Source organism: Aurantiacibacter luteus, assembly GCF_001010945.1.
GTDB classification, from domain to species: domain Bacteria; phylum Pseudomonadota; class Alphaproteobacteria; order Sphingomonadales; family Sphingomonadaceae; genus Alteraurantiacibacter; species Alteraurantiacibacter luteus.
On record NZ_LBHB01000002.1, the window covers coordinates 169,930 to 194,930 of the forward strand.

Annotated in this window: 18 protein-coding genes and 1 tRNA gene; 9 read left to right on the forward strand and 10 right to left on the reverse strand. The window is 59.7% G+C overall.

The window, feature by feature from the left end; translation table 11 throughout:
* Window positions 1-22: 22 nt before the first annotated feature.
* The 3 genes from AAW00_RS07205 to AAW00_RS07215 form a co-directional block, all read right to left on the reverse strand.
* The gene (locus AAW00_RS07205) at window positions 23-3,184 is read right to left on the reverse strand and encodes a UvrD-helicase domain-containing protein (RefSeq protein WP_047003718.1); all 3,162 of its coding nucleotides are present in this window, start codon (window positions 3,182-3,184) and stop codon (window positions 23-25) included.
* Window positions 3,177-5,891, reverse strand: a complete 2,715-nt coding sequence (locus tag AAW00_RS07210; RefSeq protein WP_082124980.1) for a PD-(D/E)XK nuclease family protein — start codon at window positions 5,889-5,891, stop codon at window positions 3,177-3,179. Before AAW00_RS07210 ends, AAW00_RS07205 begins: the two co-directional genes overlap by 8 nt.
* A gap of 886 nt (window positions 5,892-6,777) precedes the next feature.
* A complete protein-coding gene (locus tag AAW00_RS07215; RefSeq protein WP_063359813.1) occupies window positions 6,778-7,950 on the reverse strand; it encodes a cysteine desulfurase family protein in 1,173 nt (390 codons plus the stop codon).
* Between the two features lie 95 nt (window positions 7,951-8,045).
* On the opposite strand from AAW00_RS07215, the gene AAW00_RS07220 reads away from it, so the two are divergent.
* The 8 genes from AAW00_RS07220 to AAW00_RS14945 all read left to right on the forward strand — a co-directional run bounded on the left by AAW00_RS07220 (window position 8,046) and on the right by AAW00_RS14945 (window position 18,991).
* Entirely contained in the window at window positions 8,046-9,041 is a 996-nt protein-coding gene (locus AAW00_RS07220; protein ID WP_047003721.1) for a DUF4007 family protein, read from the forward strand.
* On the forward strand, window positions 9,038-12,388 hold the full coding sequence (locus AAW00_RS07225; RefSeq protein WP_156169997.1) for an ATP-binding protein: 3,351 nt from the start codon (window positions 9,038-9,040) through the stop codon (window positions 12,386-12,388). Before AAW00_RS07220 ends, AAW00_RS07225 begins: the two co-directional genes overlap by 4 nt.
* A complete protein-coding gene (locus AAW00_RS07230) occupies window positions 12,385-13,212 on the forward strand; it encodes a phosphoadenosine phosphosulfate reductase domain-containing protein (RefSeq protein ID WP_047003723.1) in 828 nt (275 codons plus the stop codon). Before AAW00_RS07225 ends, AAW00_RS07230 begins: the two co-directional genes overlap by 4 nt.
* Before the next feature lie 136 nt (window positions 13,213-13,348).
* On the forward strand, window positions 13,349-14,953 hold the full coding sequence (locus AAW00_RS07235) for a DEAD/DEAH box helicase (RefSeq protein WP_047003724.1): 1,605 nt from the start codon (window positions 13,349-13,351) through the stop codon (window positions 14,951-14,953).
* Window positions 14,950-16,752, forward strand: a complete 1,803-nt coding sequence (locus AAW00_RS07240) for an ATP-binding protein (protein ID WP_047003725.1) — start codon at window positions 14,950-14,952, stop codon at window positions 16,750-16,752. Before AAW00_RS07235 ends, AAW00_RS07240 begins: the two co-directional genes overlap by 4 nt.
* Window positions 16,753-16,757: 5 nt before the next feature.
* Window positions 16,758-17,684, forward strand: a complete 927-nt coding sequence (locus AAW00_RS14250) for a phospholipase D family protein (protein WP_052761828.1) — start codon at window positions 16,758-16,760, stop codon at window positions 17,682-17,684.
* A 65-nt stretch (window positions 17,685-17,749) separates the two neighbouring features.
* Window positions 17,750-18,019 (forward strand): hypothetical protein, encoded by a 270-nt coding sequence (locus AAW00_RS07250; RefSeq protein ID WP_047003726.1) that lies wholly within the window; start codon window positions 17,750-17,752, stop codon window positions 18,017-18,019.
* A gap of 429 nt (window positions 18,020-18,448) precedes the next feature.
* Complete coding sequence (locus tag AAW00_RS14945; RefSeq protein ID WP_156169998.1) at window positions 18,449-18,991, forward strand: hypothetical protein; 543 nt, start codon at window positions 18,449-18,451, stop codon at window positions 18,989-18,991.
* A 171-nt stretch (window positions 18,992-19,162) separates the two neighbouring features.
* On the opposite strand, the gene AAW00_RS07255 is transcribed toward AAW00_RS14945, so the two are convergent.
* The 7 genes from AAW00_RS07255 to AAW00_RS07275 all read right to left on the reverse strand — a co-directional run bounded on the left by AAW00_RS07255 (window position 19,163) and on the right by AAW00_RS07275 (window position 23,720).
* A complete protein-coding gene (locus AAW00_RS07255) occupies window positions 19,163-19,864 on the reverse strand; it encodes an SDR family oxidoreductase (protein WP_156169999.1) in 702 nt (233 codons plus the stop codon).
* 2 nt (window positions 19,865-19,866) lie between these two features.
* On the reverse strand, window positions 19,867-20,979 hold the full coding sequence (locus tag AAW00_RS07260) for a tyrosine-type recombinase/integrase (protein ID WP_047003728.1): 1,113 nt from the start codon (window positions 20,977-20,979) through the stop codon (window positions 19,867-19,869).
* The gene (locus AAW00_RS07265; protein ID WP_156170000.1) at window positions 20,979-21,455 is read right to left on the reverse strand and encodes a hypothetical protein; all 477 of its coding nucleotides are present in this window, start codon (window positions 21,453-21,455) and stop codon (window positions 20,979-20,981) included. Before AAW00_RS07265 ends, AAW00_RS07260 begins: the two co-directional genes overlap by 1 nt.
* A 46-nt stretch (window positions 21,456-21,501) precedes the next feature.
* Entirely contained in the window at window positions 21,502-21,678 is a 177-nt protein-coding gene (locus AAW00_RS14620; RefSeq protein ID WP_082124982.1) for a helix-turn-helix domain-containing protein, read from the reverse strand.
* A gap of 101 nt (window positions 21,679-21,779) precedes the next feature.
* Entirely contained in the window at window positions 21,780-22,184 is a 405-nt protein-coding gene (locus AAW00_RS14950) for a hypothetical protein (protein ID WP_206539325.1), read from the reverse strand.
* Window positions 22,185-22,200: 16 nt separating this feature from the next.
* A complete protein-coding gene (locus AAW00_RS07270; protein ID WP_047003730.1) occupies window positions 22,201-23,448 on the reverse strand; it encodes a tyrosine-type recombinase/integrase in 1,248 nt (415 codons plus the stop codon).
* A gap of 185 nt (window positions 23,449-23,633) precedes the next feature.
* Window positions 23,634-23,720, reverse strand: a tRNA-Leu gene (locus tag AAW00_RS07275).
* Between the two features lie 202 nt (window positions 23,721-23,922).
* Between AAW00_RS07275 and AAW00_RS07280 the strand changes: the two genes are divergently transcribed.
* Window positions 23,923-24,867: a complex I NDUFA9 subunit family protein gene (locus tag AAW00_RS07280; RefSeq protein ID WP_047003731.1), complete on the forward strand. Its 945-nt coding sequence runs from the start codon at window positions 23,923-23,925 to the stop codon at window positions 24,865-24,867.
* The last annotated feature ends 134 nt before the right edge of the window (window positions 24,868-25,001 follow it).

Consider the following 25,001-nt stretch of genomic DNA (forward strand, 5'->3'; position numbering starts at 1 on the left):
TAGCGCCAAGTGCCTGTGCCCCTCAGATTCCTCTGCCCAGCGTCAGTTCGCCGGTCTCTGCCCAAAATACGGCGACGCCATCGACGGACTTGCCACCCATTACCCCAAATGCATCAACATAGGCTGCCAGTTGCGGCCAGTAGCGTTCGAAGCGAAGCGCGTGATCTTCCACCGCCCCGCTCTTGTGATCGACGATCATGAAGCCATTGGGACCTTCAGCGATGAGATCCAGGATGATGCTCTGACCCCCACCATCTGAAAGAGGAACTTTGATCGGTTGCTCGACATGCAGCCGCGGATAGCCAAGGTCCGCGAGAGCCTGGCGTAGGGCATCTGCCTGCTGCGAGAGAAATTCGACCTCGGCGTCGAGAATGCGGCAATGCGCCTGAACCCTATGTCGCAGATCAGGGCGGCAAAGGAGAATGCGAAGCGCCTCGTGGATCGCCGTGCCCCTATCGGTCGCCCGCGCCAAGTCGGGTCCAGCCAGCTTAACTCCTGGTGCGATTGCACGCGTTTCGATTTGAGAAGGAAGCGACCGTGTCGTAGTGATTGCCTGCGAGGGGCTAACCACAGATGTCGGCGCGTCGATCAAACGTCGCTCCAGGGCAAATCGCAACTCTCGGTCGAACGCGTGGAGATGAACCTTGTTCTCAGCTTCGAACGAAGCCGGCAACTCCTTGCTGCAGATCGTCATGCGCGCAGGAAATTCTTCGGCGCCGACGCTGATCTGGTTACCCTGAAATCTGATGTCGCAGACGTCATTCAGAAGGCGGCGGGCAGTGATCGGCAGAGGCGGTTCCACCTTCTCATCGTCCTGTGGCCATTCGATAATCAAGCGATCCCGGGCACGGGTCAGTGCCACGTAAAGCAGCCGCCTCGCTGTTTCTTCGGACTCCGGATGGAGTTCATGAAGAAAGCGATCGGTCGCTTCAGGCGCGGCAAATTCGGGAGCATAGGCGAGCGCCGCTTCCTCGATTACATGATCGAGATCGTCGAACCCCGGAAATTTGGTGCTGAAGGTCCCGGCACGGGGGTCAAGCTTGTGGTCGAGCCCGCAGACAACGACGATTGGCCATTCACGTCCTTTGGATGCGTGCCAGGTGACGATTTCGACGCCGTCGGCCTCGCTGCCTGAAGGGTTAGGCCGCAGATCTTCCCCTTTGAGACCGACCTTGTTTTCAAGCCAGCCGAGAAAGACGTTGGCGCTCTGCCCATAAAAGCCGGACGCTTCCCGCATATCGCGGTGAGCATCCATGAATGCTGCCGCTTCTGCCTCGAACCGGAGCAGGTCTGCTCTCATCTGGGCTGGGTCATCGAGCGTGTCGCACCAGTCGCGAAGCCCCGACACCTCGATGACCTGATGGACCAGACGGTCTACCGGGGTCGCAAGCGAGTCGGGCCGAAGTTTCTGCAGCGCAGTCAATTCAGGCGTGTCGATCCGGCCTCGCTGGGCAAGCGCCCTGATCGCGTCCGGGAGCGCAGTGGCACCAGGACCAAGCGTGGCCGTACAAATCGCGGCATGGCTGTCTGCAGGATCAACGGCGAATCGCAGGGCAAAGCACGCGGCCTGGACGATCTTGCTCTGCCACCAGCCGCCTTCAGCCACGCGAACCGGCAGGCCAAGTGATCGCAGCGCGCTGGCATAGCTCGCGCAATGGCTATGGGTCGGGCACAGGACCGCGATGTCTCTGGGCTCCAGCGGTCGCAAATTCTTCGTATGCCTGTCGATGATCGTCACATGATCGTCGGACAGCAGGGAGAGCAGGCGATCCACGACGAAATGCTGGGGCTTCCCGCCGGAGCGCGCGCCGCGCTTGTTAGCCAGTTCTATGATCTCAAGCGCGGTGTCATGTCCGGTGGGGTTCTGCGCGGTGAGCGAAGTGTAATCATCGCCAAAAAGGCAAGGGCCGAGCGCGTTGACGAAATCCATGATCCGCGGATCGGAACGCCAGTTCCGGTTGAGCGGGCTAGTCTCAAACTGCTTCGTGAGCGCGACCGTCAGCCTTGGGTCTGCGCCCTGAAATCCCATGATCGCCTGCTTGGTATCGCCGACGACGAGAGAGCGCTTCGCTTGCCGCGCCAAGGCCCACAGGAAGGTGAACTGGATCGGGTTGGTATCCTGGAACTCGTCGACAATGACGCAGTCTACCTCGTCCATGATCGCAGCAAGCACGCCGGGCTTGTCATCGAGGATCCGCGCGGCGTTGGTGACCATGTCACTGAAGTCTATGACGCCGAGTTCCCGCTTGCGGGTCTCGTAGTCCGACATAGCTGATTGCGCCCCTTCCACGAGCGCGCGCGCATGGGAAACCGCATCTTCGAGCGGGCCCGGATGAAAGACCAGTGTGTCGGCCGCCGCCATGACCGCAGCGGCTAGGTCGTCGTAACCATCAGGCGTCGGACTGCCGCGCTTGGACTGGCGGAGATCACGCAGCCGCTGCCAGAGCTTCCAGTCCTTCCCGCCGGTCGAGAGAAGTTGTTCGGCTTGCTTCAACGCGCGGAAATTATCCCGAAACGCTGTCTTGGCCGCAGCACTTGCAGCGTCGTCCGCCAGCGATCTCGGAAATGCGACGAGCAGCGCATCGACGGCTTCTTTCAAGCCGGCCGCCAGGGCCTCTGGCGTCCCGACCGGCTGGCGATATCCCTGCCTGATCGACGCCTCGACGAAGTCGGCTATCGCCGGGTCGCTTCCGCGCGGTCCAAGCGTTCGCAGGAGTGCGATGACGCCGAGCAATGTCTTGCGGAAGCTGTCTTCAGCCGTGTCGTCCGAAGTGAAGCTACCCCGGTAGCCATAGGCCCCGAGGTTACGGGAGAGCTCGCTTAGCGCCTGGTTCTCCTCGATCGAACGGCGGATCAGCAAGTCCTGCTCGTCTTCCGCGATGAGACGTTGCTGCGGCGAAGAGCCTGCCGCAAAGGCGTGCTTAATCAGCAACCGGCGTCCAAGGCCATGGATCGTAGAGACATAGGCTCGCTCAACGGCCAAAGCCGCTTGCAAATTGCCGTCGGCAATCAGTGCTCCACGGATCCTCTGACGAAGTTCCCCAGCCGCGGCCTCCGTGAAAGTGACGGCTAATATCCGCTCGGGCCGAACTTTGCCGTCGCGCACCCACTGGGTGAGGGTTTCCTGGATATGATGGGTCTTGCCAGCCCCTGCACCGGCTGGAACGATCGAAATCTCAGTCATCTTCATTGTCCGTAAGCGCCACCGAGGGGTTGATGTCGTCGCGCATGAAAGCGGCGATCAACGGACTGTCCTCCAGCGCATAGGTGCCGAGCGCGGCGGAGCGCTGGAAGAACTTCTCATCCGCTGTAGTGTTGGTATCGAGGCGTCCTGCCTTGAGAGCATCGAACCGCGCCGAAATGAGCGCGAGCGCATGCTCGGCAATATCGCCCGCAACAAGCTCGACCTCAGCGCTATCGAACTCGTCGATCCCGTTGAGCAGGACATTCCCGTCGTTGAGCGTGTGATAGGCGACTGCCGGGAGCTTCGACCACCCGTTCAACGCCTCGGCAATACGGACCACGCCTTCGTTGCTGCGCTCGTCGAGCCGAACGCTCATGCGCCGGTAGAGATCGACCTGTAAATCCCATCCCTTCTGGAGGCGCTGGCGACGCGTGCCGGAACTGCTCTTCTTGTAATCCACGACAATCGGCTGCCCATCGGGAAGCCGCAGCAGGCAATCGGCCTTGCCGTGCACGGGATGACCGAACAGCTCTCCCGACAGCCAGAACTCATTGCCCACAACCTCGGCATCCAGGGATTTGAGGACCAACGACCAATGCTTCGCGGACTTGGTGATTTCTGCCTCAAGCGTGTTGCGCTCGACCGCCCAAGCCGACGTTTGAAGAAACGGCGCCAAGGCGCGTATGCGATCGAGCAGTAGGTCGGGCACCGCAGCTTCGATCTCCTCGCTGGACGGATGCGCCTTGCCGGGCACGAACAGGCATTCGAAAACCTCGTGCGCCAGGGATCCGCGAAGCATGACGTCAAGCGCCTCGGGCTGCCAGGAAACATGTTCGGCGCCCAACTCAGCGAGGAGCCAGGCCAGGGGACTGACGAGAAGCTTTTCAAGCCGGCTCGGGCTCTGCGCTCGCGCACTGCCGTCTTCTTTCTGGCGCAGCCCCAGAAGATTGAAGTCGAACGCATAGTGAGACGGCACCTCCGGAATCAGCGCCGGTTCAATCAATGGTCTGGGTTTCCACGCCACCAGCCTGTCCCAGATCGTCCCCTCGCTATGGCTCAAAGGCACGATCAGATCCTCCGGATCTTTGATACCTTGCACAAACCGCGAGATCAGCGGCAGGCTCGACGACACCGAGAGCGAGCTGCCGCTGCGATCACGCTCCGAGAGAATGAGGATAACCTGCTCGCTCGCTGCACCAATCTGGCGCGTGAAAAGCTCGAGCGCGGCAGCGAGTTGCTGCGCCTGCGATGGCAACTGGATGCCCGTCACATCGGCAATCGACGCAACCTCGCTGTCGAGAAAAAATGGATTGCCTGCCGGCGGTGACGGATAGGCACCGTCATTGAACCCCAAGACCAGCAATTTACGAAACGGCCGCTTCGGTGTTTCGTGGGCCATCATCACCGAGATGCCACCGAGGAAGTAAGCTCCTCTCGCCTGTGGCGCAGCCTGGTAGGCCGCTGCCATCTGGATGGCTTTCTCCAGTTCCACTTCTGCCGCGTCATTGGCATTGCCGAGGGCTGCGATCAGGCGCGATGCCTGCTGCTTCGCTTCAGCGACATCTTCAGCGAGTGCCTCGTTGTCGCTGAGCAGCCTCTGGAAAGATCGAATCTGCTCCTTGAGCTGGCCGTTAGTCGAAGGTGAGGCCGAGCGGATCAGGGCGAAGAGAGATGCCTGCCGGCCTGCAAGGTCTCGAGCCTCTCTTGGTTGAAAGTCGCCAGCCATAACGGCTGCCGCCAGAGCCGTTCCCACTTCATCGGGCCAGCACAGGACTGGTGAACAGTAAAGCGATGCGAGCGCCATGGCGGGCGCTGGCCGGCGTCGGCACTGAAGGAAATGCAGAAGAGCCTCACCGCCAATGTTCCTCCGCTGACCAACCCCAGGAAGCGATGAGGCAACCAAGCCAGCGTGGGCGAATGTCTCTGCCAGGTAATGACCATATTCCGCCCCCTGCGGGAAGATGATGCCGATGTCGCTGGTTGCCAGAGTTGCATCATCAGCCAGCCATCGCTGCACGATGGCCGCCGCGGCCTCGCATTCGGTCAGGGAGTCTCGGACGGACAGTATGGCCGGGCTGTCGTCGAGCGGCATAACCGGGACATCCGGATCCAGAAGATGGCGTTGTACATGGCCTGCCAGACACGATCCGGGCGCGCGCGCCAGCTTCCTGTCAGAAATCAGACGAACGACGTCATCATCTTCTTCGCTCAGCTGGCCATGATGGGTTTCGATGTGCTCGAGCACCGCGCGCTCGAGCGGGGTCAGCTGACCACAATCTCGATCCCAGACAACCTCGAACGGCTGCAGAGCATCGCCTGCCTCGCAAGCAAGGAACGCCTTGATGGTCACGAGGTCGGACGGAACAAGCGCATCGCTGCTGATCCAGAGCTGCCGCAGTGCGTCAAGATGAAGACGCGCCCTGCCCTCGCCCGGCAGCGCATCAATCGCGATCGACCTTGGATCGAGATCGCGCGTTGCCATCATCATGTGCCTCAGCATCGCCCCCACGGCACCAGTGGTCTGCTCTGGCGCTACCGCGAAGCTTTCCGCCCAAGGGACGTTGTCACCCAAGGCATCAAGGGCCTCGCGCAGCGGCTTCTCGGTGGACTGAGGTAAGGCATAAAGGCTCCCCAGGAGCTGCGCACTGAGGGGCATGCAACTCGTAAAGGGCGCTTCGCCGATCCGAAGATGGCAGTTTTCAAACATCGAATTCCCCCACTGCTCACCCCCGACCAAGTCGTTGGCGACTACTGAGAATTCTGCTTCCTATTTGCTTCCAAATCGAAACGCAAAAACCCCTCTGAAAACAGAAAGGCTCTTTTGCTCATTAATCAATGAGTAGATGGTTGCGGGGTTGGATTTGAACCAACGACCTTCAGGTTATGAGCCTGACGACGAAGTGGCTTTGAGATCGAGTCCTACTAACGTACTGCAGTTAATCCGACAAGCAACTGATTCTATTACCTAATTATCAAGCTCGACGGTATGCCCGCAATAAGCCCCAAATCCGAGGCTGCTGGACCGCACAACCCAGTCCTTAGATTACCGTGAAATCCCGAGAGACCGGAGGCTGGTCGGCAGGAATGGCGCAGTTCCGCGGCCTTTTCGTGTTCCAGCTTGATGAACTGCAGGCAGAGACTGGCCATTCCCGAGCAGCATTGCCGGAGATTTCGGCCGCCATCTTTAAGTTGCGAAAGTCTGGCTGCTTTTGGAAGTTTACGCGACATCTAACTCGTGCCGCTGCTCGTCCCATGACCGCGGGAGCGGCTTTGAATGTCGGAAAGGATCGAGTCGACTAGCATGATCTTTGCGGTCATCGCCCAAACTTCACGACGTTGAAAATCAGGCTGCAGTTCAAGCCGGCCTGCGGCGGCCCAATCGCGAATATCAGAGATTGGATGTGGACTAAGATTCCAATGAACCATCTTCGTTCGATACCCTGGGCTGCGAGTTTTGGCGAAATGCTAGCGATATACCATCTTACAAACAACGTGGTGCACTGTTTGCGGCGGATGCTGAGCGGCAAGGTGCGACTTCGAGTTAGTTCAGACGTTCCTAAGAAGTCGCCGCATGGTAAGATTGAGGCTTGAGGCTAGGACAATGCTCGCCCGCTCTGCCGCACCTGATCGCCGAGAGAATCGATGGCTCCTGCGATGATGTCGCTTGCTCGGGCGAGATCACTCTCGGTTGTCTGCCTGCCGATTGAGAACCTGATGCATTCACCCGCTTCTACATCGGAGAGCCCGATCGCCTTGAGGACGTGGGAAACCGAAAGGTGACCACTTGTGCAAGCGGATCCGGTGGAAGCAAATATGTGCGGCTGCAACCGCAGTAACAGGTCGTCACCAACGATCCCGATAAAACGGGCGTGCAAATTACCGGGGTGTCGGTGCGAACAAGTGCCGGTCAATTTGAATATAGGCACATTCTCCTCAAGGCACCGAACAAAGCTATTTCTGAGATGCTCAACTCGTTCGCGCTCGCCCGATCCTTCTTCAGCAATGAGCCGAAAAGCCTCGGCAAAACCGGCGCAAAGGTGCGTAGGCAGAGTGCCGGGCCGCAGACCCTGCTCTTGTCCACCGCCAAACATGAGAGGGCGCGGTCTCCAAGGGGAAGTGGCGGAAAGGTAGAGTGCGCCGACACCTTTAGGGCCATAGATCTTGTGGCTAGAGAAGCTTGCCGCATCCACACCTAGCTCTCGGACATCAACGTCAATCGCCGTCGGGGCCTGTGTCGCATCAGTATGAACGAATGCGCCTGCAGCGGCCGATAGCTCGACGAGCTCCTCAAGCGGTTGGATTGTGCCGATCTCATTGTTGACCAACATCACCGACACAACGGCGACGCTCTCATCGAGCCGGTTCTTCAATTCGGCCGGGTCGATCACTCCGGAGCCTTCGACCGGAAGGAGCTCGACCGTGTAACCAAAACGCTCTGCGGCGAGTGCGGCCTCGAGAACGGCTTTGTGCTCGGTTGCCCCAATCAGAATTCGCCGGCGGCCTTCAGGAGCTCCCAAAGCGGCGCCGAGGACCCCGATATTGTTGGCTTCTGTAGCCCCGGACGTGAAGATGATTTCATCGGGGTCACATTTGATCGCTTCTGCGATGGTTGCGCGGGCATCCTCCACCCGCTTGCCGGCCTGCCACCCCGCGCTGTGGCTTTCCGAGCTCGGATTGGCGAAATCGCGGTCCATCACCTCGAACATGATGGCCTTCACCCGTGGATCAACTGGAGTTGAGGCTTGATAGTCGAGATAGATCCCCATTAATCCCCGGCTTCCCCCTGGTTGTCGAGACCAGGCGGTTGACATAGCCGGGTCCGCGGAGGCAATCAACTGGAACAGTTCTCCAGTGAGGTGACATGCCGCGCAGTATCATCGACAGCTCCGACGAGAAGCTGCACTTCGCCGGGCATGAGACGTTCCCGCTTCGGTACGGTTGGCTGAAGAAAGCTTACGATGCTGTCCGTCGAGAAGAAAAAGTTGGCGATATTCCCGGCTCAATCTTCAACGATGAAAGATCAATTGCAGAATTCGGCGTCGGCAGGAACATGGTTTTTTCAATGAAGCACTGGTCGCTTGCGACTGGCGTACTTAACGCCGAGGATATCCCTGGGGAGCGCAACACCAAAATCTCCACGGGTCCAGTGGGTCACCTATTCTTCGGCGAAGGCCTAGACCCTTACCTTGAGCACCCCGGCTCGCTGTGGCTTCTGCACTGGATGTTGGCCTCAAAGCCTGGTCGGGCAACCGCGTGGCATTGGGCGTTCAACGAGTTCCATGAGCCAAGCTTCGACAGGGAGCTTCTGCGTCGCCGATTGGCGCAGCGGTGTGAGGAGTTGTCTGAATCAGGTCGGCTTGGGAAGGGGCGCGCTACAAGCGGCTCGACGATCAAGCGCGACATCGAGTGCCTTATTCGCACGTACTATTCCGGCTCAAAAGGTTCACGGCGCGCGCCTGAAGATAGCATTGAATGTCCACTCGCGGAGCTTGGGCTGGTCCAAATGGCGGGCCTGGGCGAGCTGTACCGCTTTCGCCGCGGTCCCAAGGCTTCGCTGCCCGATGAGATGTTTTTGTTTGCCGTTCTCGACTTCTGGGAAAGCTTTTATCCGGATCGTCGCTCCTTCTCGGTTGAATTTCTGACGTTCGAGAGAGGCTCACCTGGACAGGTTTTCCTGCTCGACGAGGAGGCCGTCGCCGACCGCTTGGCTCGGCTGGAGTCACTTTCCCACGAGAAGCTGCGGTGGGACGAGTCTTCCGGAATGCGGCAGCTCTACATGCACAGAGCGGAAGAACTTGAGCGATGGGATATCCTACGCGAGATGTACCGCCACGACATGCAGGCGATGGCCGCGTGAACGTTCCACTGTCCGATCTGGTCAAGGTCTCCCGGCGGTTCACGCGCTCGGTTCGGGTAGACACAGACATCGGCGATCCAGCAGCGCTTGAGGGGTATATCTGCCCCCACTCCGCCATCGAAGCTCTGCTTGCCATGGCTCGTCACCGCGAGGCCACCGGCCACAGTGCCTTCACATGGACTGGTCCCTACGGCAGCGGAAAGTCGAGTTTGGCGGTGGCGTTAGCCTCGCTCCTACAGGGCGATCGAGCCGACGTTGCGAAGGCGTTTGCGCATGCCTCTGCTACTGATGAGGTCGACGAGCTCGTCGAGCATTTCCGAAAGGATCCCGCGCCTTGGGATGTTTGCGCAGTAGTAGGCCAGCGCGGCCATGCCGAAGCGATAATCGGCGAAGCAATAAAGAATGCCGTCAAGCGGCCACCGAAGCGCTCGAAAGACGAGTCATTCGCTAGCTGGGTAGGCCGAGTGGCTGCTCAGGCGCGAGGGCCGGGCTTAGCCCTCATTATCGATGAGATGGGCAAGTTTCTCGAGCATGCAGCGCTTGAGCAGAGCGACATCCATGTTTTTCAGGAGCTCGCGGAAATCTCGTCGCGTAGCAACGGGAAGCTGCTCCTCGTGGGAATCCTGCACCAAGCGTTTGATGAGTACGCCCAGCGCTTGTCACGGGAAAGCAGGGACGAGTGGCTCAAGATCCAAGGGCGCTATCTCGACCTGCCGGTAAACCTGGCGGCCGACGAACAGATCGATCTCATTGCGCGAGCAGTTGAGACGTCACGCGAGCCCGAGATGGATGATGACATGCGCTTTGTAGCCGCTGTCATGCGCGGGGGACGCGAAAGCGACAGCGAGCGATTGGCCATGAAGCTTGCGGCCTGCTGGCCGCTCCATCCCTTAACCGCGAGCCTGTTGGGGCCGATCTCTCGTCGGCGGTTTGGGCAAAGCCAGCGGAGCATCTTCGGCTTTCTGACTTCAGCCGAGCCCTACGGGTTTCAGGAATTCTTGGCTGCAACGGAGACGGAGGCTGGGCGGTTTAAACCGGCCCAGCTGTGGGATTATTTGCGGGCAAATCTGGAATCCGCCATTCTGGCCTCGCCTGACGGTCACCGGTGGTCCACTGCCGTGGATGCGATCGAGCGCTGCGAGGTGCGCGGCGGATCGCGCGACCATCTGGCTGCGATCAAGACTATCGCGCTTTTGGACTTGTTCAAGGACAGATCGGGGCTCCAGCCGACCTCTGACGTTATCAAGCTCGGTATCGGCGCCAAGTCCGACAAACATTGGAAGCAAATTGCCGACGATCTGCTCAAGTGGTCGGTCGTCGTGTTCCGCAAGCACAGCGGCGCCTTTGCGATCTACGCAGGCAGCGATTTCGACATCGAATCGGCACTCGATGATGCCCGCTCCCGCGGCATCGGCACCGACTTCAAGCGCCTCGAAGAGCAGCCAGCGCTTAGGCCGGTACTCGCGAAGCGGCACTACGAAGAAAAGGGAGCGCTGCGCTGGTTTGAAGTGGGCATCGCGCCTCTCGAAGAAGCTGAAGAAAGAGTACGAACCTACGAGCCAGCGCCAGGTTCTGCCGGGCTGTTCCTTATTCTAGTCAGCACGAATGAAGAGAATAAGGCTGCGGCCAAACGCATCGCACGCGCTGCGGCTGAGGAAGCAGGCGATCGCCTCGTCGTGGTCGGCTGGACCCGGGACAGCTACCGCCTGCGAGAGCTGACGGCGGACCTTGCTGCACTTGAACATGTACGCGGGCACCGTGCCGAGCTCGAGGGCGATGCTGTGGCAAGGCGAGAGATAGATGCCCGGATCGCACGCCTCACTGCCGATCTTGATGATCAACTGAGGGATGCGATCAATCGCGTCGATTGGCATGGACCGGCTAACGATCAGATCGAAAACCTTGATACGTCGAGCCCTCCGGGGTTGAGCCTACTTGCTTCAAAGCTCGCGGACTGGCGTTTTCCTTATACGCCGAGGCTTCACAACGAGCTGATCAACCGCACCAGACCGTCTTCAAACGCTATAGCTGCCACTCGTCAGCTCCTTCACGCCATGGTCGAGAGCCGGGGTAAGGAGCGCCTCGGCTTTGAAGGCTTTCCGCCGGAGGCAGGGCTATTTTTTAGCCTACTTGTCTCGACGAAGCTCTACTCTGCCGACGAAACCGGCGTTCAAAGCTTCAGTCCGCCCTCGGCCGACGATGCGCACTGCTTGCACCCAATGTGGGAAGCGGCCGACGCGGCGCTCCAAGGCTCCGAGACCGGCATTTCCTTTGCAGAGCTCTATAACCTTTGGCGCGCGCCGCCGTTCGGCGTTCGCGATGGGCTCCTGCCCGTCCTTGCGTTGTCCTATGTCCTGACGCGCGTGGCGCGTACGTCGCTTTATCTCGATGGCGTTTTCCGGCCGCAGCTCGACACCTTCTTTGTCGATCGGCTGCTGCAAGATGCCGGTGCCGTACGTGCCCGAGACGTAGAGATTACGACGCAACATGTGGCTGTGGTTTCCGACCTCGCAATGCGTCTCGGCCGGGATGAGACGATCGCTCCCACCGCTCTTGAAGTTGCTAGAATACTCGTCGGCCGAGTCCGTTCGCTCCCGGGATGGACTCAGCGATCGGGCATGCCATCGAGCAATGCCATCGCTCTGCGCCAGCTAGGCCTCAAATCCCACGATCCGAATAAGCTTCTCTTCGAAGATCTGCCGAGCAAATTCGGGACAGACCTTGCGGCGGTCCCTTCAGCTACAGCTGAAGCGCTGGCAGAGCTGGAGGCTGCGTATCCGGAAATGCTACGCGACCTCGCCCAGACATTGTTCAAGGAGCTGCGCTACGATCCCATCAAAGACCAAGAGTACAGCCTCTTGCACCAGCGCTGTGAGACTGTGCGCGGACTTTCTGGGAATTTCCGGCTCGACGCACTTGCCACGAGGCTGGGTGTGTTCGCCGGTGAACTGGCGGACATTGAAGGGGTGGCTAGTCTGGCAGCCAACAAGCCTGCACGCGACTGGGTCGACCGGGATATCGATGCTGCAAAGATTGAGCTGGCTGCGCTTGCTCAGCAGTTTTTGCGCGCCGAAGGCTTCGCGCATCTCAAAGGGCGCGGCGATCGGCAAACGAGCCTCGCGGTTTACATCAGCGATCCTAGCTATCCCGCGCCGGCATCGCCGTTCGTCGAACTGAGCGGACAGGAGCGCGATCGCGCCAGTGCTTTAGCTGAGCAGATCCAGGAGCTGATCGACAAATCCGCTGTGTCGCCAGCCATCGCGATTGGCGCTATCGCCCAACTTGGGCTCTCATTGGCCGGTGACCTGGAAGAGGCAGAAGAGCAGCCTAAGGTGGCTGCCGCATGAGCCAGCGCCACGTTTTGGGAATATCCGGCGGCCGCGACAGCGCGGCCCTCGCTGTCTACATGCGCCAAACTGCTCCGGAGCTTGAGATCGAGTACTTTTTTACCGACACGGGGAAAGAGCTTCCGGAAGTCTACGAGTTTTTGGGCCGGCTCGAGGGGTTTTTGGGCAAGCCGATCCTGCGCTTGAACCCAGACAGGGATTTCGATTTTTGGCTGCAAGAGTACAACAACTTCTTGCCCTCACCGCAAACCCGGTGGTGCACAAGGCAGCTGAAAATAAAGCCGTTCGAGGCTTGGCTGCGTCCCGCGTTGGCCAATGGCGAGCAGATCAACAGCTACGTCGCAATTCGCTCGGACGAAGACTACCGTGAGGGGTACGTTTCGGGACAGGACAACCTTAAAGTTCATTTGCCTTTCCGGCAGGCGGGCATCGACAAGGCGGGAGTAATGGAGATCCTCGAGGCGGCTGGCCTGGGCCTCCCGGATTACTACCGCTGGCGCTCCCGGAGCGGCTGCACATTCTGCTTTTATCAGCAGAAAATCGAATGGGCGCGCCTGCTTGAAGAGCATCCGGACGCCTTTGAGGAAGCGAAGCGCTACGAGAAGAATGCTCTTGATCATGGTTCCCCATTTACCTGGAGTCACGGCGAGTCGCTGATCGAGTTGGAACAGCCCGCCCGTCTGGCTCAGATTAAGCGAGACCACGAAAAACGGATGGAACGGCTGCGTGCGCGCAGACTTGTGAACGCCCTTGCAAGCGATGAACTCATCGACAATGATGAAGTTTATGGTGCAGGAAAGCTCTGCATAACATGTCATAAATAGTCCGGCGCTACAGCGCTGAGCTTCCCAACACTTTGGGTTTAGCAGTTATACGGAGGGGGGACAGTGAGCAGAGCGCACAGCGCACTTCTTCGAGTGGAAAGCCGTTGTCGGTTTGCGCAACCCAGTCGAACACTCGATGCAATTTGACGCGTTCCTCACACGAGCGGACGATGAGGTTCTTCAGGAGCTTCTCGGTTACAAGGCTCTCCGATTGCTTCGCGCTCTCGACCCAAATGGATTTTCGCAAGCTAAGCAACGTGAGCTGCTGTTAGGCCAAACGAAGGCGCAAGAGCTCCTAGCAAGCGCCCCGTCGCGGAAGGCGTTACTCGAACTGCTTCGCCCCGATGAGGCGAGGCGCCTGTGCCAGTTGCTCGGGCTCGACGACGCCGATCCATACGAGCAGCTCACCCAGTCCAAATTTCGGGGGGAGCGATTTGCCGCGCTGCTCGAATTCTTCGAACTCCCGCTTCACCAGCAAGAAGCTCCAGTCGAAGTAGAGGCGGCGCGCCAGGCGCGGCCTCTATACCCGCTCTTCAGCCATCAGGCGAAGGCCGCTCGGCGCACGATCCAGAAGCTGCGATCAGGCGCTAGACGTGTGCTCCTCCACATGCCTACCGGGGCCGGCAAGACACGCACAGCGATGAACGTCATTGCCGAGCAGCTGCGGGAGTTCCCTGATCGCGCGGTGATTTGGCTCGCACATAGCGAAGAGCTTTGCGAACAAGCTGCGAGTGAGTTTGAAAAAGCTTGGGGCAATCTGGGCAGCCACGAAGTCAACGTTCGGCGCTTCTGGGGAAGCCGTTCCCTCGAACCAGATGATATCGCAGGCGACTTCATCGTTGCCGGGCTTCCCAAAATGAATGCCCTCGTGCGCAGTAATCTCTCGGCGATAGGCAAATTGGGTAAGTACTCAGGCCTCGTGATCATGGATGAGGCGCATCAGGCGATTGCGCAAACATACCAGCTCATCTTGGACGCGCTGGTTGAGCCATACCCCCAAGCCTCATTGTTGGGCCTTAGCGCTACGCCGGGGCGAACTTGGAACGACATCGACCAAGATGAGAAGGTGGCCCGCTTCTTTGCGCGGCAGAAGGTGGTCCTAGAGATCGAGGGCTATGATAATCCGGTCGAATATCTTGTTGACCAAGGTTACCTCGCCAACGCAACATTTCGTCCGGTCCTTCACGATTCAGGGTTTGCGCTGAGCGATCAAGACCAACAGCGAATCGAACAAGATCTGGAGGTCCCCAGACAGATTTTGGAGCGTTTGGCCGAGGACGAAATCCGTAACCTGGTGATCCTTTCCGAGATCAGGGATCTAGTGAAGCGCCACCGCCGGGTTATCGTGTTCGCAACAACTGTCGAGCACTCCGATCTTCTTGCTTATGTGCTCCGCGCGCAGGGGCTCTGGGCGAGATCAGTTACCGGCGCCACTCCCGGATCCGAGAGGCAGGTCATATTGGACGAGTTCAAAGATCAAGCTGCAGAGCCAAAAGTCGTCTGTAATTTTGGTGTGCTCACGACCGGCTTCGATGCGCCGCAGACCAGTGCAGCTGTCATTGCGCGCCCGACGACTTCGCTTGTTCTCTATAGCCAGATGGTGGGTCGTGCCATCCGCGGGCCGCAGGCGGGGGGCAACGCCACCGCCGAGATTGTCACCGTGGTGGACAGTGCCCTCCCTGGATTTGGCGACGTCGGTGATGCATTCTTGAATTGGGAAGATGTTTGGGGGTCACAATGAGCTTTTCTATCGTACCGACGCATCTGGCTGTGAAAGCTATGCGTGACAATGGCTATAAAAACGCGGCCTATGCTCTTGCAGAGTTGATGGACAACTCCATTCAAGCAGGAGCGAAACACGTGGAGTTGCTCTGTGCAGAGCGGACCACCCAGCTCGCGCAGAGGCAGCGTCGTCGGATGCACCAGATCGCTGTTCTCGACGATGCTCAAGGAATGGATGCCGAGACATTGCGGATGGCGCTCCAATTCGGCAACGGAACTCGCCTCGATCCAGCCATGCAAAACGGCATCGGCCGGTTCGGCATGGGGCTTCCAGCCTCCTCCATTTCGCAGTGTCAGCGCGTCGAAGTTTGGACCTGGCAGGATGGCATCGAGAACGCACTCTACTCCTACCTCGATCTCGATGAGATTGCGGCGCAGACGATGATCGATGTTCCGGAGCCCACCCACGCGAAGGTGCCTGATTTGTGGAGGCAGGTCGGAAAGGCGTGGAGTGAGAGCGGCACGCTTGTCGTCTGGTCCGAGCTCGATCGGATGATGTGGCGTACGGCCACGGCCCTCTTCGGAAACAGCGAACTTGTGATCGGCCGGATGTACCGCCGATTTTTGGCCGATGGACGCGTCAGCATTCGGTTTGTCGCCTTCGACGAGGCGAATCCGCGGTCGATCGCCACCGAGCAGTACGTGAAGCCCAATGATCCCGGATATCTAATGACTGGCACTTCGACGCCGGCCCCCTGGCACGACGAAGCCATGTTCGCTCTCTGGGGAGAAGAAGAAGTGACCCACATGGTCAGCTTCCGCGGTCAAGAACACGAAGTGAAGATCAGGTATTCTCTCGCAAAAGAAGAGGCGCGCAAGGGCCATAGTCCAGGTAGCCGTGACTACGGCAGGCATGCGGCTCGCAATACCGGACTGTCCATTGTGCGGGCCGATCGAGAGCTGGAGCTGGACGAGGCTTGGTCGGACGCATCTGAACCCCGCGATCGGTGGTGGGGCATCGAAGTTGAATTCCCCCCCGCGCTGGATGAGATCTTCGGAGTGACAAACAACAAGCAGCACGCCCACAATTTCTCCGAGTTCGCGAATTTGGATCTGGACGAACTACTTGGCGGCCGGAGTCTAGCTGAGCTTCGGGAGGAACTAGAAGAAGAAGATGATCCCCGCGCGCCGCTTCTCGAAATCGCCAACCAGATCAAAAAAACCAAGAGCGTGCTTCAGCGTCTCCTGAGGGCGCAAACAGCGACCGAGGACCGCCGCACGCGTAAGCGGCATGCGGATCCCAACTCGCCAGAGAGCCGGGCGACCGACGTCACTAACCAGCGTAAGGACGAAGGCCACTACGGCCAGAGCGATGACGACGAAAATCTTCCTCAGGATCAGAGGAAGGACGAAATCGAGCATGAGCTCGAGAGCCAAGGAATGTCGGAAGACGCTGCGAAGGAACTAGCTGCGCGCACTATTTCCGATGGCTTAAAATACGTTTTTGCAGAAGCCGACTTAGAGTCTCCAGCCTTTTTCTCTGTGAAGCAGAAAGGGGGCTCCATCATCATCACCTTGAACACCTCCCATCCAGCGTACGACTCATTGGTCGAGGTCCTAGAGCGCGAAGATCCCGACGAAACAGCAGAGGGGCTCCGGGCACGTCTACATTCTGCGGAAGACGGCCTAAAGCTGCTACTGATGGCCTGGGCTCGGTATGAGGACGAACAGCCAGATGGGATGCGGCGCGAGCGGGCGCAGGAAACCCGCCTCGATTGGGGCCGTCTCGCCCGGCAGTTCCTTCGTAGCGAAGGATAACTAAAATGAACTCGCTCGGCGATGAACTCGTCGAGATCGTAAGAGGAGCTCGCCAAGAATGTCTTCTGGCGGCTCCTTACATCAAGCGCGATACATTGGACCGGCTTCTTGCCGCGATCCCGGTGTCTTGCGTCGTTCGCGTTGTGACCCGATGGCGCATTGATGAGATCGCCATGGGCGTAAGCGATCTCGAAGTTTGGAACAGCGTCGTAGAGCGTGGGAATGCCGAGCTCTGGCTCCAGCCGACGTTGCACGCCAAATACTATCGCGCCGACGACCGCGTCGCGATTGGCTCAGCCAATCTCACGAACTCGGCCCTTGGCTGGCGTCCAAACGCCAACTTGGAAATTCTCCACGATATGGGTGAATGTTACTCGCCGCGCGAAGCATTCGAAGGGGCGCTGTTCGATCGGAGTACGAAGGTCGATTCAGCTCTGCACGAGAGCTTTGTCGCAGCGCTAGAGGCATTCCCTCGGGCGCCGCGCCCTCCCTCATCTGACGAGATCGATCTTTTCGAAGATCGGGGAGATTGGCGGCCGGTTCTCCGCTTTCCGGAGAATCTCTTCATGCTTTATGCCGGTGACGATCAGGATCTTTCAACGGCGGCCCGTGACGCAGCGGCGTTGGATCTCGCAGCCCTAGATCCGCCCGCGGGCTTATTCGAGGAACAGTTCAAGAGGTGGGTCGGCCTCGCTCTGCTCCAGCACCCGGAATTTCGAGCCATCGACAAGTTTGTGATCACCTCGCGTCGCTTCGGAGAGATGCGGGATTTACTCTCCGAACGAGGCGCTGCAGACGCAAATAGGGCGTGGCAAACCTGGATGCGCTGGATCCTTCATTTCGTCCCAGAAAGGCTGAGCTTTCACACCGCCAACTACTCGGAAATCGTTTCGCGCAGTTCTACATCCGTGCAATCTCAAGGAGGTCGTTGATGCCATGCAGAAGCACGATGGCCGCCGGTCTCTTTCGCCATCGATGCCAATGAAGAGGGAAACGAATGAGCGCTGACAAGAGTGCCGGTCTACACGCATTTGTGACGCGCGGCCCTCGGGCCGGAACGCTGCTCTTTCCGCACAAGCACCGAGACGGCAGCTACGTCGTCTCGATGACACGATTCGAAAAGGACTATGTTTACATCACCGATCCCACCGACCTGCTCGGTTGGTTGGAGAAGGGATATCGACTGCGCATGTCGAATAGGGACGGCGGCGTCGCTTCGCCCAGCCTGATCGAACCGGGCAAGATCTATCGGCCAGTGCAGTTATGATCCCCCGGTGAGTTAAAGGTGGTCAGGCAGCCCGATCCTCCAAAGAACCCGTTCGCGAAGCTGCTCGAACTCGAAGTCACGCGACTTGGAGTCACGCGCCCTTCACCCGTCCGCCAGGAAGCTAGATCTCGTAAGGCTGAGCCAGCGAAACCAGCTCCGGACAAGACCATGCCCAGGCAAAGTGGAAAGGGTTCCAAGAAGCCGAAGAAGGCTAAGACCTCTACATCAAGTCAGAGCTTTAGGAGTTCGCTTCCCAAAGCCCAGAACCTCACCGCTGCTGGAACAAAAAGACCCCCACCCTATCGAGATGTAAGGCCAAGAAGGCCTGATCCGAGCAAGCCGAGCGCGCCTAAGCCATCTCAGAAACCTGAACCTCCCAAGCTGGTCATCCGGGTCGATGCCCTGGTCGAGGCATTACCCCAGCGCACGATGCAAGAACTTCAAGGGCAATGGCTCAACTGCCTCCGCCTGCTAGGAGATGCGAGCAAAGGAAAACGACAAGCCGCGCGTAAATTTCGTGCTGCGGTCCTTTTTGAATGGGAGCGCCGCTGCAAATTAGCCCTCTCAGACCCTGACTATTTCGATTGGCCAAGCACACAGGCCGATCTCGGAGACCGTTCTCAGCGCTTCGATACGTGGAACCAGGAAGGCGTGCTCAAATACATGGGGTACGAGGTAGGAAGGACCAAAGGGCTGGCAGATCATTCACGGCGGGAGATTCTCGATGCCGTATTCAGCTCGGTGCTCCCGCCAGTGAATAGCCCCGACTACGTGAAGAAATGGGGACTGCCAGGCAGTGCACCACGGCTCGAGCGCCTTGCCAATGAGCTGGCGCGGTTCGCACGAAACGCGAAGCGCAACAGGACGGCAGATTACTCTGCGGCAGTGGCTGACTGGGAAGCCGATCTGAAGTACCTGCACCGCATGTACTATATCGGAAAATTTCGGTTCGGCTGGCCATCCATCGGATAAGATGTTTGCCAGTTGCGGCTGGCTCTTTCCATTCACCCCCCTCAGGCTCGAACCTGGTTTAACATGATATCACTTGGCGTCCTGTTGAGGGACCGGCGCTCGCGACCGAAAAGTCTCGTGGATGCCGAGAGGGGCCCCCACCAGAGCCCCTCATCGCCTTCGGAATTCCCGTTAGTTCGCCTTCGGGGCGTGGCGCGCAGAGTAATAGCGGGTCTGCAGCTCGCCGGTCTCCGCGTTGACCTCTTGAACCGCGGTAAGCTTGCCCTCTTCCACCAGCTCATCCATCACGGCCTTGATTTCGTCCTTCGTCGGCGGGCAGTCGGCTTCCACGTCATCGGGACGGGTGAGTTCGGAAAGCTCATCAACCCGGTCGTGGATCTTGCCTGAAATCAAGTAAGGCAAGGCTGCGTTGTAGCGCTCGATTTGCTGGGCCAACTTGTCGATGTTGGCCTGGTACTGGGAGATCGCCTGGCTCATTTGGCCGAATGCTTCGCCCTCGGAGCATCCAGGAAAGCGCCCTGTAACGGTCAGGCTATCCTTGGTGACGCCTTTTTCGAAATAGACCGGTTCGGCAATGTCGGGCGGGTTGATCAATGACGCGAGGCTGTCGGGATCGTCGAGGGGCACGTCGATGATGACGATGTGTCCGCCCAGATGATCCAAGACCTTCTCGGAAGAACGCTCGGCGATCATTCGGGGAGCCTGCAAGTGGAGCTCCGCGCCGAGGGACGAAACGAGTGCTGCACACGAGGAACAGACTTCCGACATGCTGAGATCGGCCACAACTTCTGCGATCAAGTCTTCTGCCAGGCGCTTCAGGCCATCGGCGTCAAAGGGAGGAATCCGGTGGACGAGATTGGGTTCAATCGGCATGTTTACTTCTCCTTGTTTATTGCGTTGATGAAGGCTTGGATGCCCGGCTTGCTGAGCATTTCCTCAAACTGGCGGAGATCCGATGTTTCGTCCGCGGGCGGATCAGCCTTGAGCCGGGCGAGAATGTCCGCCTGCTGCTGCAGCGGCACTGCGCCGTAGCCGAAGGTCGTCATCAACTCGTCGTGGCCGAGGTTTTGCGACCACGCTTTCAGCTCTTCGGGCGTCCGGCATACCCGCTCGCCCAGTCGGGCAAGGGTCCGCCTGAGCGAATGCGGCGTGTGGTACGGAACTCCGGCGGCCTCGAACGTCCGCTTGAAGATCTGGCGCACGGGGTGCGACGTCTTCCAGTGTTCTTTCGACAAGCCGACCGGCTTCAGGGAGCGCTGCTCGTCAAGCGCCTGTCGGGTGCTCGGGAAGAGCGGATCGTCCTCTCCCCACAACAGGTTCGTCCGTAGGTGGCTGACATAGGCCTCGAAAATCTCCCGAATGTCGGTGCCGACTGGGAAAAAGTAGGTCGTCTGCATCTTAGCGAACTTGGTCCTGACCTCGTTTGCGTCTTGGAAAATGCTGTCATCGGGGCGGACATGCTTAAGCTTGAGCGTAATCGCTGCCGTGACCCTGATGCCGGTCAAAAGAATCAGGGCGATGAGCGCGCGGTTGCGCAACTCGATGTCCGTGCCGGACGGTGTCGACAAAACTACGTGGCGCACCTGTTCGGGCGTCGGGGCCGGCTTGAGCGGTCGTTGAGCGGCGATCCGCTTGTCACGATTCGAGAGGTTGAAGTACTTCGGGTCCGCGTAGCTGATCCGCGATTTGAAGCCGGGCTGCTTCGACAGCCATGTGAAGAACTTCTGCACCTGCACGAGCTTGGTACGGACGGTGGAGCGGTTGCTCAGCTGGCTCTTGCGCTTGCCACCTGCTGCCAACAAGTGCTTGCGATAGCCGCTAGCGTCGCTCGCGCGGAAGCGCTTGAAGTCGGCCCAGTCGGTGAAACGCTCAAAATCTGCAATCGCTCGGGCAGCGTGATCAATGGTGACCTCCGCCAGGCCGTTTGCTTCGCGAAGCTCGTGGAAGTATCGGCGCTTGATGCGCTCGTTGTCGGGATTGACGCGCATCACGACCCCTCCTCGTCAGAAGGCTCGGTACGAAGAGGCTCAGCTTCAGCGCATACAGGTACGTCGGCGTCTTCGTAGCGAACCGTGAGGTTGCTAAACTTGCGGGCAATCTCGTTTTTGCGAATTCGCTGGAAGATGCGCCGCGAGCACTTCGGGCAACGGCCAACGATGTTGCCGTTGGTCGGGCTGAGAGGAAAAAAATCGGCCACGGCCCCGGCAGGCTCGGTCGGCCGCTTGCAGGCAACGCAGAAGATCTCGCCAAAGCCTGTGGGCTGGCGGGGCTTGTTATGGTCCTTCAGGAATTTGCGGACGTCACCACCCGCGAACAGGTAGGGCCGTCGCTCGTCGATCGGCCGCAGGCCTTTCTTCATCCACGACCAAATGGTCGTAAGAGCGACATCAAATGTCTCAGCAAGCTGCTCCCGAGTGTAGCTCAGGTGTGGCAGTGCACGGCGAGGATCGTATCGACGGGTCATGGCAACGAGCGCCCGCCGATCACGACGGGCCAGCTATGTGCGCTGATTAGTCGGCAGCGGCGATCAGGGCGCGGATCGAGTCCGCCAGCACAAGCGTGCGGCGTCCGATGCGCTTCACCTTCAGGTCGCCGGAATTGCAGAGTTCGTAGACCCGGGTTTTTCCGAGGCCTAAGAGGTTGCAGGTTTCCTTGATGGAGTAGGCCAAGCGGCCGGTGTCGTGCATGGTGGGATGCTCCCGTTCGTGGTGGACCGGGAAGTTTATGTGTGCGCAAAAGCGACGATGCTCAAAGGGTATTCCGCGCCTTTCTGAGGGCGCTCAGAAAGTCACTTTCGCCTCGCTCTCTGTTCAAGATACTTGGTCAGATCAGCGAAACGCTGGTCCTTTCGATGCGGTCGCACCAACTTCTCGACCGTTTTTCCCGACATTTTGGGCGATTGGTTCTGGCCAACCTCGTGGCATACTCGCGCATACATGCCACGGCGAAATCCACCTTTGCGCGCGACCTCCTTGGCCAATTCATAGTCGCGCTTAACTGTCTCGCGCAGGGGCATCTGCTTAGGGTTCAGCTTCGGGCTGCGTCTCCATTTTAATCGGTGCGTTCGATGGGTGCCGTCGAGTAACTGCAAGATTGTCTCCCCTGCGACCGGATGGACCCAACCCTCGTTCCTGCGAATATACTCCGCGAGACCCTCGACATTGCCCATCTGGATGTCGAAATCGACCTGCACCGCCTCTTCGAGACCGTCACCCCAGAAGTCTACTATGGACCTGTGCCACATTGGCATGCGCTTCTCTGCTCCTCTCGGGGCCTCTCTTCAGCGCATCGAGGTAATCGCTCCACCACTGCGCCATCTGCACGCGCTCTTCCCAGTGCTGGCCCCGATGGTAGATGCCGCGGACCACGTTAGAGTCCTGGTGGGCCAATGCGCGTTCGATCGCGTCGTGGCTCCATAGCCCTGACTCGTTAAGCAAAGTCGAAGCGGTGGCTCGCAAGCCGTGCGCGGTCATCTCGTCCCCCGTGTAACCCATGCGCCTAAGCGCACCGTTGACCGTGTTCTCGCTCATCGGGCGGCCGCGGGCATGGAGCGAGCGGAAGATATACCGAGACCCGCCGTTGATCCCTCGCGCCTCCTCGAGAATGGCAACTACTTGCCGCGATAGTGGCACAGCGTGCGGACGACGCGACTTCATCTTGCCAGCTGGGATGCGCCATACCGCGGCCTCCCAATCCACTTCGTCCCATTCTGCGTGTCGCAGCTCACCCGGGCGCACGAACACGTGGGGCGAGATTTGGAGCGCGAAGCGGGTTGATGGATAGCCCTCGTACACGTCGATAGCCCGCAGCAATCCACCAAGTTCGACCGGGTCGGTGATGGCCGCGTAGTGTTTGGCCTTGGGTGAGATCAGCGCTCCCCTGAGCGGTGAGCAGGGGTCGTGCTCAGCGCGCAGCGTGGAGACGGCGTAGCGGAACACGCGGGAGGCGAAGCTACGTAGGCGCTTCGCCTTCTCGTAGGTGCCATCGCGCTCGTACTTCTTCAGCACGGCGAGCATCTCGTGCGGCGTGATCTCGGCGATAGGCCGATGGCCGATCGACTTGCACAGCACGCTCGCGAGCCAATTCGACTTGACCAGCGTCGCCATCGCCAGGCCCTCAGCCTCACGCTTAGCGATAAATTCGAAGGCAACGGATTCGAACGTGTCACCCGCGCGGATATAGGCGGCTATCCTTTCCTCGCGTTTGCGCCGTGCTGGATCGCCGCCGCGGCCGATCTCCACGCGGGCCTCGTCGCGTCGCAAGCGCGCTTCTTTGAGCCCGACCTCGGGATAGCTCCCGAACGACAACTTCTTTTCCTTGCCGAAGTGGCGATACTTCATCCGCCACAGCTTCGAGCCGTTTGGCCGCACCAAGAGGTATAGGCCGCCGCCATCGGAAATTTTCCAGTCACGCTCGCGCGGGCTCGCTTGCTTCACCTGTAGGTCAGATAGCGCCATGGGGCCTCACCTCCAAAAGTGGCGAGTAAAGATCCGTTTTCGAAGGGGGCCTCGGGGAAAGAAAGGCCCCCGAGGCCCCCAGGCCGAAAACGATCTTCAGCGATCGCCAGCGGTCAACACTGGCGATTTTATACGCTATTTCAGTAGGTTTGAAAATCTCCCGCGAGCCTTGGCGGAAGAACAAATGGTGCCCAGAAGAGGACTCGAACCTCCACGCCCTTGCGAGCGCCGCCACCTGAAGACGGTGCGTCTACCAATTCCGCCATCTGGGCACCGGAGCGCGCCGGTCTTCGAAGTCCGGCGCGGGGTAGGGGCGCGCGATTAGGACAGGCTTGGGCGCGAGTCAACGCGGGTTGTGGCCATGGCGGAAGGAAAATCGCGCCCTTGGCTTGTGCGCGGCATTGCCGGGGACGCGCGGGTTGTGCCAAGGCGACGGGAAAGACCCGCCCCACCACGACGCCAAGGACCTCGCCGATGACCAAGCCCTCTCCGCTCGCCGACAAGCTCGTCGTCCTCGTCGGGGGCAGCGGGTTCATCGGCTCGCACTTGGCGCAGGAATTGCTGGCGCGCGGGGCGCGGGTGCGAATTGCCGCGCGCGAGCCGGAAAAGGCCTTTCGCCTGAAGCCGCTCGCCAACCTCGGCCAGTTGCAGTTCGCCCGCTGCAACGCGAAGGACGCGCGCAGCATCGCGGCCTGCGTCGCCGGGGCGGACGCGGTGGTCTGGCTAGTCGGCACCTTCGGCGCGGACCAAAAGGCGCTGCAGGCGATCGGCCCCGGCATCGCGGCAGAGGCAGCGCGCGAGACCGGCGCGCGGGGCTTTGTCTACCTCTCGGCCATCGGCGCCGATGCGAGCAAGGAGACGGGCTACTATCGCACCAAGGGCGAAGGCGAGGCGCTGGTGCGCGAGGCCTTTCCGCAGGCCACGATCGTCCGGCCCTCGGCGGTGTTCGGCGAGGAAGACGGCTTCGTGCCGATGTTCGCCGACCTCGTCGCCAAGCTGCCCGTGCTGCCGGTATTCGGCGCGCAGTCGAAGTTGCAGCCGGTGTGGGTGGACGACCTTGCCGAGGCCGTCGCCAACGCCTTGGAGAACCCCGGCGCGCATGGCGGCAAGACCTACGAGGCCGCGGGGCCCGAGGCGCTGACGATGATCGAGATCAACGAGATGATCGGCGCGGCACAGGGGCGCGAGCGCAGCTTCTTCGCGATGCCCGATCCGCTCGCCAAGCTGGTCGCCGCAATGCCGCTGACACCCATCAATTCCGACCAGTACGCCATGCTGGAACAGGGCAGCACGGCCACGCCCGGCATGCCGCAGATCGACGAGCTCGGCGTCACCCCTCGCCCGCTTTCGCTGTTCATCGACAAGTGGATGGTGCGCTACCGCAAGCACGGCCGGTTCAGCGAGAAGCGGGCGGTCTAGATTTTTTCGGAGCCCGCCCTCGCGGGCTCATCTCGCTAGACGCACCCCGCTGCGGGCGGACGGTTGCCTTTGCGAACCCGCGTTTCGGATGCGCGGCCACGACGAATGGCTCATCATCAATCGGCACGCCGTTT